Annotated in this window: 8 protein-coding genes; 4 read left to right on the plus strand and 4 right to left on the minus strand. The window is 66.1% G+C overall.

From position 1 onward, the window contains the following. The 4 genes from AQZ49_RS12680 to AQZ49_RS12695 all read right to left on the minus strand — a co-directional run bounded on the left by AQZ49_RS12680 (window position 1) and on the right by AQZ49_RS12695 (window position 8,089). Window positions 1–924, minus strand: a complete 924-nt coding sequence (locus AQZ49_RS12680; protein WP_067616201.1) for a transglutaminase family protein — start codon at window positions 922–924, stop codon at window positions 1–3. Continuing rightward, a complete protein-coding gene (locus AQZ49_RS12685; RefSeq protein ID WP_067616203.1) occupies window positions 924–3,416 on the minus strand; it encodes a circularly permuted type 2 ATP-grasp protein in 2,493 nt (830 codons plus the stop codon). The genes AQZ49_RS12680 and AQZ49_RS12685 overlap by 1 nt, the downstream gene beginning before the upstream one ends. Before the next feature lie 9 nt (window positions 3,417–3,425). After that, window positions 3,426–6,794 (minus strand): transglutaminase family protein, encoded by a 3,369-nt coding sequence (locus AQZ49_RS12690; RefSeq protein WP_067616205.1) that lies wholly within the window; start codon window positions 6,792–6,794, stop codon window positions 3,426–3,428. Between the two features lie 77 nt (window positions 6,795–6,871). Beyond that, entirely contained in the window at window positions 6,872–8,089 is a 1,218-nt protein-coding gene (locus AQZ49_RS12695) for a hypothetical protein (RefSeq protein WP_231739218.1), read from the minus strand. A 233-nt stretch (window positions 8,090–8,322) separates the two neighbouring features. Between AQZ49_RS12695 and AQZ49_RS12700 the strand changes: the two genes are divergently transcribed. Genes AQZ49_RS12700 through AQZ49_RS12715 form a run of 4 tightly spaced genes read left to right on the plus strand, consistent with a single transcriptional unit; the run spans window position 8,323 to window position 15,093 of the window. Continuing rightward, window positions 8,323–11,196: a TonB-dependent receptor gene (locus AQZ49_RS12700; RefSeq protein ID WP_197411032.1), complete on the plus strand. Its 2,874-nt coding sequence runs from the start codon at window positions 8,323–8,325 to the stop codon at window positions 11,194–11,196. Between the two features lie 5 nt (window positions 11,197–11,201). Further along, complete coding sequence (locus AQZ49_RS12705; RefSeq protein WP_067616211.1) at window positions 11,202–12,413, plus strand: histidine-type phosphatase; 1,212 nt, start codon at window positions 11,202–11,204, stop codon at window positions 12,411–12,413. Then, complete coding sequence (locus AQZ49_RS12710; protein WP_067616213.1) at window positions 12,410–14,515, plus strand: phosphocholine-specific phospholipase C; 2,106 nt, start codon at window positions 12,410–12,412, stop codon at window positions 14,513–14,515. Before AQZ49_RS12705 ends, AQZ49_RS12710 begins: the two co-directional genes overlap by 4 nt. 35 nt (window positions 14,516–14,550) lie before the next feature. Further along, on the plus strand, window positions 14,551–15,093 hold the full coding sequence (locus tag AQZ49_RS12715) for a hypothetical protein (RefSeq protein WP_156428289.1): 543 nt from the start codon (window positions 14,551–14,553) through the stop codon (window positions 15,091–15,093). Window positions 15,094–15,124: the final 31 nt, after the last annotated feature.

Below are 15,124 nucleotides of genomic sequence, written 5' to 3' on the forward strand. Positions count from 1 at the left end.
TCACCCCTCGACCGGGGCGACATCGACCGAGACGGTCATGGTCTGCCCCGCACCGCCGTGGAACACCCCGTCGAGCGGGGCGACATCGGCATAGTCACGGCCCATCGCGGTAAAGATATGGTCCGATCGTGCCAGCGTATCGTTGGTGGGGTCAAAGCCGACCCAGCCAAGTTCATCCCCGCACCACAAGTTGGCCCAGGCATGGGTCGCGTCAGCGCCGACCAGCCGGGGCTGGCCCGCTGGCGGGATCGTGCGCAGATAGCCGCTGACATAGGCCGCCGGAATGCCGTGCGCGCGCGCCGCCACGATCATCACATGGGCGAAATCCTGGCATACCCCGTGCCGGGCCTGAAACGCCTCTTCGGGCAGGGTGCGCGTGGTGGTCGCCGCACCGTCATAGGTGAATTCCTGATAGATCGCGCGCATCAGCGCACGGCCCGCCTCCAGCACGCTCTGCTGCGTCGGAAAGAACGGCGCAGCCCACGCCGCGATCGCGGGCGTGCTGGGCGCCATTGGCGAGGGGTAGAGATAGCTGGCCGGGCCCATCGCGGTCAGATCGCGGTTGCGCGCGGCGCGTTCGCGGATCTGCGCCACGGTCGGCCCGCCCATATCGGGCCCTGTATTGGGCGCTGCGCCATCGCCCAGATACATCGCCGCGATCAGCGAGGGTTCGGACACTTCGACGCGGAACCGGCTTTCGATACGCAGCCGCGACAGCGGGCGGCGGATGGTCAGGCGACTGCGGTTGACGATGAACGGGCCAGTCTCGTCCTGGATCGACCAGGGCACCGGATCGATCGCCAGAGTGAACCCTTCGAGCACTTGCCCCGGCCAAGGCGCCGGACGCAACCGCAAGTTGAACCGGGCCAGCCGCACCGGGCTGGCATATGTCATCGTGGTCAGGTGGCGAATATCGTAGATCATCAGGCCAGCAGACTGTCCGCGCCGGTGCTCCGGCTCTTTTCATATTGCAGGAAATAGCGCGCCGCGATCGTGTCGGACAGCGCCAGCAACCGCACTTCGGTATCGTCCAGCAGCGCCTCGTCAAAGCGGTCGATGGTCACCGCACGCAGCGGGCCCTGGATCGCGCGCGCTTCGAGCAGCGGCGCCTCGGGCATCATGTCTTCATTCAGGCTGGGCAATTCGGCAACGTGGTCGCAGATCGCGTTGACCTGAAACATCAGGCTGCGCGGATTGTCGGGATCGAGCAACAGGATGTCGAGCACCGGATCGCGCCGGGGCCCGGCCAGATAGCGCGCGCGATAGGTGATCTGGCTGTCCGACAGATCGAGCAACACGCCCAGCGCCTCGGTCTGTTCGGCGGCGGCCGGCGCAATCAGGCCGAGCATGTCGATCGTCGTGCACACCGCCAGCGCGCGTTCCAGCCGGCGCCCCAGGTCGATGAACCGCCACGACGGTCCCCGGTTGAAATTTTCCGCCAACATGCCCGACAGCGCGCTCAGCCGCTCGATCAGTTCGCGCGTGACGCGCAGCAGCGCGCCGGGCCGATGCGATTCGAGCGAAGGCAAAGGGCGGTTGATGATCCGCCAGAAATCGGGGGTAACCCGGTCGCGCAAGGTCAGTCCGGCATCGCGAACCCGCGCCAGAATCGTGCCCACCCCGCCCGGCAGCGTGGTTTCCGACAGCGCGGCGCGCGCTGCCTGCACCACCGGCAGGCGCGCGGTGGCGGGCGAGATCGCGCCCCAGTCGACCAGCAGGTGCAACAGCGCGGCCACCGTTTCGGGATTGCTGCCGGCCGCGGCATCGACTTCGATCATACTGCCCAGCACCGCGCGAATCACGCGCAAGGTGGTTTCGGCGCGTTCGACATAGCGGGCAAACCAGAACAGGTTGTCCGCCGCCTGGCTGGCCAGGATGCCCCCGCCGCGCCGCACTTTGGGGGTATCGTCAAGGCGCGTCGGCGCCGGGCTGGCGGGCGCGGCTTCGTCGACAATGCAGACATCGGCGGACAAATCGCCTTCGCCCATCCACCCGCCCTGCACATCGTCGGTGGATGACAGCCGGGCAAAGCCGCCGGGCATCACGATCCATTCGCCATCGCTGCCCCGCGCCACAAACGCGCGCAAGGTGAAGGCGCGCGGCACAAAGCGTTCGTCGATCAGCGCAGGGGTGGTGGCCAGCGCCGAAATCTCCTGCCCGCAATAATCGAGCGGGCGCCGCTCCATCGCCTCCAGCAACAGCGCTCGGGTGTGGCGCGACAGCGTTCCACCGGCCAGACCGCGCCCGGCGGGCAGACCTTCGACTTTGCGCCCGAACGCCGAAATCAGCATCAGGTCACCCATGCGGTCGCGCAGCGTGGCGGCCTGATCGGGCTCTGCCCCCCACCAGGTGGCGACACTAGGCAGGATCATCGCCTCATCGCGCAGCACCGTGCACAGGCGCGGCAGGATCGCGGCAAACGCCGGGGCCTCCAGCACTTCGGCACCGGGCGCGTTGATCAGTTCGACCCCGCTGCGCAACCAGGCCTCAAACCCGTCGGGCACGCCGATCTCGCTACGCGAATCGAACGCCAGCGGATCGAGCGCGTTGGTGTCGATCCACCGCCACAGCGCGTCGATCCGTTTCGGCCCGGCGATCGTGCGCACATAGAGCCGGTCGTCGCTGACCGTCAGATCGCGTCCTTCGACCAGCGGAAACCCGAGATAGCGCGCCAGATGCGCCTGTTCGGGATAGGACTGGTTGAGCCGCCCCGGCGTCAGCAGCGCAATCCGCGGCGATTCGCGCGAACAGGCCCGCGCCATGCCGCTGCGCAATTCCGAAAAGAACCGTGCCAGCCGCCGCACATGGATATCGCTGAGCAATGCGCCGGTGCTGCGCGACAGGGCCAGCCGGTTTTCCAGCGCATAGCCAATGCCGTTGGCCAGCCGCAGCCGGTCGCCCGCCACGCGCCATTGCCCGCCCGGCCCGCAGACCAGATCGGCGGCATAGACCGACAGATAATGCGCCGGCTGGCGCGCGCCGATCACGTTGCGGGCGAAATAGCGGCTGCCCGCCACCAGCGCGGCCGGCAGATGGCCCTCGGCCACCAGCCGCTGTTCGCCATAGATATCGGCGGTCACCGTCTCGATCAGTTCGGCGCGCTGGATCAGCCCGCGTTCGATCGCGCCCCATTGCGCCGCGCCGATCACCAGCGGCATCGGCGACAGCGGCCAGGCGCGTTCCTCGTTGTCGCCGGTCATCCGGAAGCTGAGGCCAAGCTCCTGAATCTGGCGTGCGACCACTTCGGCCGCCGCGATCCCGGCATCTTCGCGCAAGGCGGCGAGGCCGGTGGCGGTCTTTTCCCACATCGCCGCCACCCCCGGCGTGGCCAGCCGATAGAGATCGAGCGCCTCGGCGCCGACCGCATAGTCAGTCAGCCGCGCGCCCGGCGGAGACGATCTGGATTTTGTTGCCAAGACCCGGCCTCAGGCCAGCCAGGCGGGTCGGCGCAGATCGAGTGTCATGGCAAATTCCCCCGGCTGTTCCGACGGCGGCGCCGCCATCGCGCCGGGAGTATGGCCGTGCGGTTGAAAACGGGCAAGTCGCCGTGCTTCGGCCTCATACGCATTGATCGGCACTGTGTCATGATTGCGACCGCCGGGATGCGCGACATGATAGACGCAGCCGCCCAGCGACCGCCCCGACCAGGTGTCGATCACGTCGAACGTCAGTGGCGCATGTGGCGGCATTTGCGGATGCAGGCAATTGGCCGGCATCCATGCCTTGTAGCGCACGCCGCCGATCGCCTCGCCATGCACGCCGGTCGGCGTCAGCGGCACGCGCCGTCCGTTGCAGGCGATCACATGGCGCCCGGCGACCAGCCCCGTGGCGCGCACCTGCAACCGCTCGGTCGAGGCATCGACATAGCGCACGGTGCCACCGATCGCGCCGGTTTCGCCCAGCACGTTCCACGGTTCGAGCGCATGGCTGATTTCCAGCGTGACCCCGCCCGCCGCGATCGTGCCGTGAACCGGAAAGCGGAACTGCCGCTGTGCCTCGAACCACACCGGATCGAAATTATACCCCGCCTGGCGCAGATCGCCCAGCACATCGAGGAAATCGGCCCACACGCAATGCGGCAGCATGAACCGATCGTGCAATTGCGTGCCCCAGCGCACCAGCGGGCCGTCCTGCGGTTCGCGCCAGAACCACGCGGTCAGCGCGCGCAACAGCAATTGCGCGGCCAGCGACATGCGCGGTTCGGGCGGCATTTCAAATCCCCGGAATTCGACCAGCCCCAGCCGCCCGGTCGGACCGTCGGGCGAAAACAGCTTGTCGATGCAGATTTCGGTGCGGTGGGTGTTGCCGGTGACATCGACCAGCAGATTGCGGAACAGCCGGTCGACCAACCAGGCCGGTGGCTGCATCTGTGACGGATGCGGCACTTGCGCCAGCGCGATCTCCAGCTCGTACAATCCGTCGTGGCGCGCCTCGTCGATACGCGGGGCCTGGCACGTCGGGCCGATGAACAGCCCCGAAAACAGATAGCTGAGCGCGGGATGGCGCTGCCAGTAGATCACGAAGGATTTGAGCAGGTCGGGACGGCGGATGAACGGCGAATCGAGCAGGCTGGGCCCGCCGAGCACGATATGGTTGCCCCCGCCGGTGCCGGTGGCGCGCCCGTCGATCATGAATTTGTCGGCGGTCAGCCCGACTTGCGCGGCGCATTCGTACAGCGTTTCGGTGATCGCAACGGATTCGCGCCAGCTTGCCGCGGGCTGGATGTTGACCTCGATCACGCCCGGATCGGGGGTGATCTTCAGCACCGTCAGGCGCGGATCGGGCGGCGGTGCATAGCCTTCGATGCGCACCGGCAGCCCGGTGGTTTCGGCCACGGTTTCGACGCTGGCAACCAGATCGAGATAGTCTTCCAGCGTTTCAACCGGCGGAATGAACACGCACAAGTGATCGCCGCGCGGTTCGACCGTGATGGCGGTGCGCACCGCGCCTTCGATCATGGTCTGTTCGACATAGCCCTGCCCGCTGGGTTGCGCGCTATCGACCGCCACCGAGCGTTGCAGCGGCTCGCCGGATTCGCGCACATGGCTGGCACGGGCGACAACTTGCGCGCGCACGTCGGGCAGGGGATCGCGCGGTTCGGCGGTGTCGCGCGGGTGGATGAACGGATAATGCGACGGCGCCACATAGGGCAGTGACCCCAGCGGCAGGCGATAGCCCAGCGCCGCATCGCCGGGCGCTGCAAACAGCACCCCGCGCCGCACTTTCCAGCGTTCGGATCGCCATTTGCGCATGGGGTGCCGCGCCGCCGCCTGCCACCAGGCCTGAATCGGCAGGACATAGCCGACCGGCCGCGTCAGCCCGCGCTGAAACGTGCGCATCATCCGCGCGCGTTCTTCGGCGCTGTCGATTTTGGGGTCGGTCGGCGCGGTGTTGGCGGGCAATTGCGCCTCGCGCACGATCCATTCGACCGCATCCTCGAACACCGGCTGTGTAAACGCGTCATCCACCCCCAGCGTCAGCGCGGTTTCGCGCAGGAACCGTTCGGCATCGCGATGGTCGACCTGCACATCGGGCAGTTCGCCCAGCGTGCTGCGCGCGATCAGCCGGGCATCGTTCCACACCGGCACGCCATCCTTGCGCCAGTACAGCGAATAGCCCCAGCGCGGCAGGCTTTCGCCCGGATACCATTTGCCCTGCCCGTGGTGCAGCAGCGATCCGGGCGCAAAGCGGTCGCGCAACAGCCGGATCAGGTGATCGGCGAACACCGCCTTGGTCGGTCCGACCGCATCGGCATTCCATTCGCCCGCTTCGAAATCGCCGTCGCGCACAAAAGTCGGTTCGCCGCCAATGGTCAGCCGCACGTCCTGCGCGGCCAGATCGGCATCGACCCGGTCGCCCAGCGCCATCAGCCCATCCCAGCGCGCGTCGGTAAACGGCTTGGTGATGCGCACCGCCTCGGCAATGCGCGAAACCTGCATTTCGAAATGGAATTCGCTGTCCACGCGTTCCATCACCGCGCCTTCGATCGGCGCGGCGGACCGGTAATGCGGCGTGGCGCAGAGCGGAATATGCCCCTCGCCCGCGAACAGGCCCCAGGTCGCATCGAGTCCCAGCCAGCCCGCGCCGGGCAGATAGACCTCGGTCCAGGCATGCAGGTCGCACACATCCTGCGCCACCCCGCGCGGGCCGTCGACCGCCGCCACATCGGGCGTCAACTGGATCGAATAGCCCGAAACGAACCGCGCCGCGAACCCCAGGTGCCGCAACACCTGCACCATCAGCCAGGCCGAATCGCGGCATGATCCGCTGCCGATCTGCAGCGTTTCCTCGGGCTCCTGCACGCCGGGTTCCAGCCGGATGACATAGTCGACCCCTGCGTTCACCGCTTGGTTGACCGCCACCAGCAGATCGATGGTGCGCCCTTCATAGCCGCGAAACCGGTCGACCAGCGCGGCAAACCGCACGTCTTGGGGTTCGGTCTCGAAGCAGGCGGCCAGATCGGTCGTCAGCCGGTCGTCATAGGCAAATGGATAGTTTTCGGCGTAGTCCTCGACGAAGAAGTCGAACGGATTGATCACCGCCAGTTCGGCCAGCAGGTCGACCTCGATCGAAAAATGATCGATCGGGTCGGGAAACACCACGCGCGCCTGCCAGTTGCCGAACGGGTCCTGCTGCCAATTGATGAAATGGTTGGCCGGGCTGATTTTCAACGCATAATTGGGCACTGCCGTGCGGCTGTGCGGTGCAGGCCGCAGCCGGATCACCTGGGGGCCCAGTCGAACGGGCCGAGCATATGTATAGCGGGTGAGGTGGTGCAATCCGGCCTTGATCATGGCTTCGGACCTTGCGCGATTTGCCGCCCAGCCGCAACGCCCTATGGCCCCGCCAGCGGGCCACACGCCACCCTTTGTCAGATCGCGCCCCTGCGCCGCAGGTTGCGCAAGTCTGCGGCGACGGCCGCAAGTCCGCCGCGCTGGTTGCGCAACTGGATATGGTCGGCGCCCAACCGGGCCAGCACGACATTGCGATAGGCGGTGCGATAGCGCGGGCCATCGGCCGGGTCATAGCCGAATTGCCCAGCCAGCCGGGCCAGCACCAGATCGGCCAGATTGGCCGCGCTCTCGGCAAAGACCCAGTTCTGGTCGGACTGGAAGTGGATCAGGCATTCGGCCCGCCACGGGCCATCGGCGGCAGTCGCGACAGGCCCGGCAGGGACGGGCAAGGCCAATTGGCCTTGCCCGTCGCGCACCAGATAGCCGCGTGCAACGGGATCGATACGGGCGATGATCGCCGCCGCGCGCAACCAGTTGACCAGCCGGAAGGCATGGCCATCGGTCGGCGTGCCATGGGCACAGGCCTGGATCAGCACTTGCCCCGGTGACAGACTGCGCGCCATCGCCTCGGCCAGCCCGAGAATGTGGTGCGCCCCGGTGCGGCTGTCGCCGGGCCGGCCGAAATCGTCGACATCGCCGCGACCGCCCAGCGCAATCTCGTCGAATTCGCGTCCATCGGCCTGCCACTGGAATACCAGCGTCTTGGCCCAGTCGTGCCACAGCGCCGCCGCCGCGACCGCATCGCGATCGCTGTGCAGCCCGGTCTGGTGATCATAAGCCCGTGCCAGCGCCACCGCGATGCGGGTGTTGAACACGGTGTGCAGCACCAGCCCGCCCGGCCAGCGGTGATGCCCCGCACCATCACCGCCGGGCGCGGCGTAGAACGGCTGCGGCAGTTGCGGACAATCGCCCGAGGCATCGCGCAACGGCGGGAACACCCCGGCAATCAGCCGCGCGCGGTCCTGATCGGGCAGCAGATGCGCCGCGATCAACCGCGCCACGATCGCACCCTGTTCGGCACGATCGAGATGCGCGCGATGCACGATGCAGGTTTGCGGGTTGTCGAGCGCATCGGCCGTGGCCCGGCGCAGCGCGCGGTCGCCGATCAGGGCCACTTGCGCGCGCAGATCGACGCGCGTGCGTTGCACCAGCGGCGATGCCGCCGCCGTTGCCCGCGCCACGCCATTGCCATCGGGCGCCGCATGGGCGGCAACCGGCACCAGCCAGATCAGCAGCGCCACCAGCGACGATCGGGATTCAAAAAAGAAACGTTTGTCATGAATTTTACGCTGCATCGCAACAATGTAGCGATAACCAGCGGCCAAGCGAAATGAAACGGCGGATGCATCACGCATTCGTCATGATTTCTATTGTCTTTGCGGGGGTAAATTCAATGATTTTTGGTTCAATGCGGGTACGCCTGCTGGCAACGGCAATGATTTTGCCGATCTCATTCGGCCTTTTTTGTGACGTTTCCGTTGCGCAGCCGACATCTTATTCTGTTGATACTTCAGATCTGGGCAGCGCATTGTCGATTCTGGCCGATGAGTCCGGCCGCACCATCACTTATTCCGCGTCGGTCGTGGCGGGCAAGCGTGCCACCCGGGTCGACCATGCGTCAACCCTCGAAGCCGCGCTGACCACGCTGCTCGGCCAGACCGGGCTGGTCGCCACGACACGCCCCGACGGCACGATCGTGATCGAGACGGCAGGCAGCAAAGGCGGCGCGCGCATCCCCGGCGACGATATCGTGGTGACCGGCGAGCGCGGCAATGCCGCCGCCATCGCGCTGCGATCGAACACCCTGGTCAGCGTGCTGACCGAAACCGACATCGCGCGCGCGCCCGATACCAATGTCACCGAAACGCTGTCGCGGCTGCCCGGGGTCAGCATCCTCTATGGCGGCGCGCAGAACTCCAACGGGGTCAGCATCGATTTTGCCGCGCGCGGCGAAGGCAATCTGGTCGCGCTGCGCGGGCTTGACGCCGAATACAATATCGACCTGATCGACGGGGTCGAAGTGGCCCAGGGCCGGCCCTATAGTCGCGGCGTCGAACTGAACCTGTTGCCGCCGCAGGGCATGCAGCGAATCGCCGTCAGCAAATCGTTCAGCCCCGATCAGGATGGCGACGCGATCGGCGGGATCATCGATTTTCGCACCCCCAACGCGTTTGATTTCGGCCCTGGCCTGCACGGCAGCATGTTCGTCAAGGGCAGCCTCAATTCGCAGGAAGCCGCCTATGGCCAGCAGAACCTGAACTATGTCGTTGGCGGCGGACTGTCGTGGCGGTCGCGCGATGGCACATTCGGGGTCTATGCCAGCGGGTATTACGACCACCACAAGTTTGCCAACACGATCATCGACGGCGAATATCCCGCCAGCGTGAACGGGCAATATGCCTGGGCCGTGGCCGATGCCAATGGCAACAGCGCGCCAGGGGTCGATCCGTCGAAGAACCTCGTGCTCGAAGGGCTCGATATTGGCGCCACGATGGGCGATGTGAAGCGCTATGGCGGCAACCTGTCGCTCGACTGGCGCCCCAGCAGCAGCGTGTCGGCCTATCTCAACGCCACGTTCGCCAATTCCAAGGTGACGCAGGATACCCAGTACCTGCAACTGTATGGCCAGAACGACGGCTATGTCGAAAACGGCACCACCGGGACCTATTCCCCGGTGATCGGCAATATCCAGCCGCGCTATTATTTCACGACCGAGCCCGAAACTTCGGTGCTGGGCACGGTCAGCGCGGGGGTCAACATCCGGTCCGACCGCTGGACGGTCAAGCCGCAGGCATTCCTGAGCTGGGGCATCGATGATGCGGACCATATCGAAGTGTCTGCGCGCCAGCCCGAAGTGGGCAACGGCCCGGCCTATGGCGCCAGCAGCCTGTTCACTTATGCGAACGGCATCCCCTATCCCACGCTCAGCGCGGCGCAGATGGCGGTGGTCCAGAACATCGGCGCCTATGTTCAGCGCCGCGCGGGCGAAATCTCGCCCGAAGCGAGCAACCAGACCAAGTACGGCGGCAAAATCGACGCGGCCTACGATGTGGGTGGCGACATTCTGCAACGCATCGCGTTCGGCGTGAAGATCAGTTCCAGTGTGCGCAACCACGAATATGCCGACTATGAAACCGGCAAAGTGTTCAACTCCACCACCGGTGCCGGCCCCACGCTGGCGCAATCGGGGCTGCTCAATGGCCAGGTCAACGCGATCGCACCGGGTTTTTACAACTTTCCCGCGCCGCTGTTCAGCGAATCCGCGCTGTTCGGCGCGTTCAACCAGGCGGTCGCCAATGGCCAGAGCCTGGCCAGCATCATCGACACCTGTTCGAATCTGGTCATCAACAACCAGAATTGCGACACCCAGCATGGCACCGAAACGGTCTATGCCGCCTATGTGCTGGCCAATCTGAAAGTCGCCGATGTCGAGATCACGCCCGGCGCGCGGTTCGAACACACGTTCATCAAGAACCGCTACTGGGTCACCCCGACCGATGGCAGCGGCAATGAACTGCCTGGTTATTTTTCCAGCAGCACCACCAAATACGACAAGTTCCTGCCCAGCATCCAGGTCAACTACCGGCCCAACACCACCACCGTCGTACGCGGGTCGGTCACCACCAGCTATGTCCGCCCGGCCTTCTTCCAGTTGGGCGGCGGTGAACAGATCCAGGAATCGGGCGGCGGCGCGGCCAATGGCGGCACCACCAGCATCACCATCGGCAACCCCAATCTGAAAGCGATCGACGCGGTCAATTTCGACACCTCGGTGGAATGGTCGAACAACCGCTTTGCCAGCGCCTCGCTGGGCGGGTTCTACAAGTCCTTGCGCAATTTCATGTATTCGCAGGTCAACAACTACACCAACCTGACCGCGCAGAACGAGACCGGATCAACCAGCGTGACTACCCCGCTCAACGGCGGCGATGGCCATGTCGAAGGGATCGAGGCAAGCGGACGCATCCAGTTCAAGATGATGCCCGCACCGTTCGACGGGCTGGGCCTGGGCGGCAATGTCACCATCGAACATTCCTCGGTGCATCTTGTCGCGGGATCGAGCGCGACCGACCGGCTGCTCAACCAGCCCGACTTTGCGGCCAACGCGCTGCTGTTCTATTATCGCGGCCCGATCATGGCCGACCTGACGCTGACCCACACCGGCGCCTATGTCAGCCAGTACAACGACATCGCCAACATCGATCGCTGGGCCCAGGCCAACAACAAAGTCGATCTGCACCTCGGCTATGTTACGCCGGTTGGTGTGCGGGTCGATTTCGGCATTGCCAACCTGCTCAACACCGCCAGCTATCACACGACGGTCGGGCAGTATGCGGACACCATCCCGAGCTTTGTGTTCTCGGGCCGGACGTTCTCGCTGGCCCTGAAATACAGCTTCTGATCCGCATGATCCGGCCTGCCCTGTGTGGCCTGATGCTGGCCATCCTGGCATCGGGCGCCGCCTTTGCAAAAAGCGCGGCACCCGACCGGACCTTGCGCATGGTGCTGATCTATCGCCACGGCGTGCGCGCGCCGCTGGCTGATGAAAACGGACTGGCCGCGTGGGAGCGCGCGCCGATGCCGGTGTGGGATACGCCAGAAAGCCTGCTGACCCCGCACGGCGCGCGGGCGCTGACACTGCTGGCGCGCTATCAGCGGCAGGACTGGCAAGCCGCCGGGCTGTTACCCCGGAACCGCTGCCCGACAGCGCGCGATGTGCAGATCTGGACCAACACCGTGCCGCGCACGATCGCCAGCGGCCAGGCGCTGGCACGCGGTCTGGCCCCGCATTGCGCGCTGCCGGTGGGGCATCTGGCCGCCGGACAGCACGATGCGATGTTCGAACAGGCGGAGATCGGCAAAGACCCGTTCGACGCCCCGCGTGCCGCCAACCATGTCATCGCCTATACGGGCGGCATGGCCATGCTGACCCGCCGCCTGCACGCCCCGCTGATGGCCATGGCGCACATTGTCGGCCGCAAACTGCCTGATGGGCCAGGCACGATCGCACCCTCTGCCGATGGCCGGGGGCTGACGGTCAGCGGGCCAGTGATCGATGCCTCGGGCACGGCCCAGATCCTGCTGCTGCAATATATGGAGGGGCTGCCGATGGCGCAGGTCGGCTGGGGCCGGGCCGATGCGGCGGCGATTGCCGGGATCAGCCCGCTCCATGCCGCGCTGTTCGATCTGCTCGATCGTTCGCCCTACCTTGCCCCGCGCAATGCCGGGGTGCTGGCACGCCGCATGCTGGACGCGCTGTTCGCGCCCGATCAGCCGCGCCTGACGCTGCTGGTCGGGCACGACAACAATATCGCCGCGCTCGCCAGCCTGCTCGGCACCCGGTTTCGCGTGCCGGGCCTGGGGTGGAACGACCCGCCGCCGGGCGGTGCGCTGGGGCTGGCGCTGGTGCGCCGGGCCGATGGGCACCGTTTCGTGCGCGCGTTCTACATTGCCGCCACGCCCCGACAGGTGCGTCGCCTGACGGTGCTTGACGCGGACCATCGCCCGGCCGAATTGTCGTTGCCGATGGGCCTGTGCGGTGCGGCCGCACGCGCCTGCCCCGCCGCCATGGTCCAACGCCGCCTGCCCGCCCTGCTATCAAGGACACTTGCCCCATGATCGACCGCCGCGATGTGTTGCGCCACTCGCTCGGCGCGGCCACGCTGGGGGCGCTTGCCCCGGTGCTGGCGCGAGCCCGTGCAATCGCGCCCGACCGGCGCACCGGCAGTCTGGGCGATGTCGCGCATATTGTCGTGCTGATGCAGGAAAACCGCAGTTTCGATCACTATTTCGGCACGATGCCGGGGGTGCGCGGGTTTGGTGACCGCTTTCCCATTCCGGTGGCAGGCGGCGGGGGCCGCGCGCGCACCGTGTGGGACCAACAGGATGACACTGCCAATCCGCCACGCCTGATCCGCCCGTTCGCGATCTCGACGCAGGCGCATTTCGACCTGATGCGCATGAAGGGCACGCCGCACACCTGGCCCAATGCGCAGGCCGCGTGGGACCATGGCCGGATGGGGCACTGGCCCGAAGCCAAGACCCAACGCGCGATGGCCTATTTCGAACAGGCCGACCTGCCGTTTCAATGGGCGATGGCCGAGGCGTTCACGCTGTGTGATGCCTATCACTGTTCGATGCACACCGGGACCAATACCAACCGGCTGTTCCACTGGACCGGTACCAACGATCCGTTCGGGCTGGGCGGCGGACCGGCGATCGAGAATCCCGACGACGATCTCAACAAGCCCGACGCCGCCAGCAAGCCGCGCTTTTTCTGGGCCAGCTATCCCGAACGGCTGGAAGCGGCGGGGGTCAGTTGGGCAATCTATCAGGACATGGCCGACAATTTTGCCGACAATCCGCTCGCCAATCTGCTGCAATTCCGCGCCGCCTGGCGCGGCGATGCCGGATCGCAGCGGGTGCTGGCGCAAAAGGGCCTGGCCACGCGCGGGCTCGATGCCTTGCGTGCCGATGCGCTGGCCGACCGCCTGCCGCAGATAAGCTGGATCGTCTCCACGGCGGAGGGTTCGGAACACCCCGGCCCGTCGAGCCCGGCGCAAGGCGCGGCCTATACCGCCAAAGTGATCGAGGCGCTGACCGCCAATCCGGCGGTCTGGGCACGCACCGTGCTGTTCGTCAATTTCGATGAAAACGACGGCTTTTTCGACCATGTGCCGCCACCTGCCCCGCCATCGCCCGATGTCGATGCGCCCGGCGGCTTTGCCGGGGCGAGCACGGTATCGACGCAGGGCGAATATCACCGCCATCCCGCACCTGCCGCCGACGATGATCAACTGGCCTTTCGCGGACGCCCCTATGGTCTGGGCCCGCGCGTGCCGATGTATGTGCTGTCGCCATGGTCGCGCGGGGGGCGCATCCATTCCGAAGTCGCCGATCACACTTCGGTGATCCGCTTCATGGAGGCGCGGTTCGGTGTGCGCGAACCCAATATCAGCGCCTGGCGCCGCGCAGTGTGCGGCGATCTGACCAGCACCTGCGATTTTGCGCGCGGCGAACCGGGCGGCGCGCTGTTGAGCCCGGCGCTGGCGAGCAGCCTGGACCAGGCGCAGGCGCGTGCCGACCGCACCCACGCCATCGCGCAACAGCCCGACGCCCACCCGCCGCAGGACCAGCCGCTGCCGGTGCAGGGCCCTGGCGTACGACCGGCCTGCCCGGTGCGATACCGCCTCGACACCACCGCGCGCATCATCGCCGGCCACGCGATCGAGCTGACATTCGCTGCCGATGGCCCGCTGGCGGCGGTGTTCCACGTCTATGACCGCACCGCGCTCGACCGCATACCGCGCCGCTTCACGGTCGAACCGGGCAAGCAACTGACCGCGCAATGGGACATCGATCGCGACGGTCACGGCTATGACCTGTGGGTGCTCGGCCCGGCCGGTTTTCATCGCACCTTTGCAGGGACCGGCGTGAACGAACCCGATCTGCGCTGGCTGATCGCGGGCGATCGCCTGCGGCTGGCGCTGGCCCCCGGTCATGCCGGGATTACCGTCACGCCGCGTGCCTATGGCGATGCACACCGCGCCTGGACCCCCGCGGCGGCTGGCGGCACGCAGGACTGGGCGCTGGCCGCCACGCATGGCTGGTACGATCTGCAGGCGACGGGCGCTGATGGCTGGGTGCGCCGGTTCGCGGGATGCATCGCCGGTTCCTGGCCGGCCATCACCGACCCCGCGCTTGGCACCGATGGCGTATGACAGACGAAATCGGGCGTGGTAGTTTGTGCGCCGCGATGACTCGCCCTAGCCTGTACCCGGTCCTGCTGATGATTGCCTGCCTATGCGCGCTGACGCCGGGCATGGCGCATGCGCGCGTCATGGTGCTGTTCCACAGCTTTAACGGATCGCTGTTCTTCGGGCGCTATCCGCATGCCTTTATCGAATTGTCGGGCACGCTCGATGCCGATGGCCGGGTGATCCACGAAAACTATGGCTATACCGGCAACGGCACCGCAATGCAGGCACTGGCTGGCCCGATGCCCGGCACGATTGCGAGCGAAAAGGAAGACTACGTCAAAAGCACCAATGTCCATTTTGCCGTGCCGATCAGCGACCAGCAATATTTTGCCATCCGCCAGGAAATCGAACGCTGGCGCAGCGGACCCGAGAGCACCTACAATCTGGAAACGCACAACTGCGTCAATTTCGTCGCGCGCATCGCCGAACTGGTCGGGCTGAAATCCGAAGTGCCCAGATCCTTTGAAAAACGCCCCAAGGCCTGGCTCAACTATCTGATCGGGCTCAACCCCCAGCTTCACGCCCAGCCCATAAAATAATTGCTATCGCTGGGGCGGTAACTACAATCCC

It is taken from the genome of Novosphingobium sp. FSW06-99, from assembly GCF_001519065.1.
Classification (GTDB): domain Bacteria; phylum Pseudomonadota; class Alphaproteobacteria; order Sphingomonadales; family Sphingomonadaceae; genus Novosphingobium.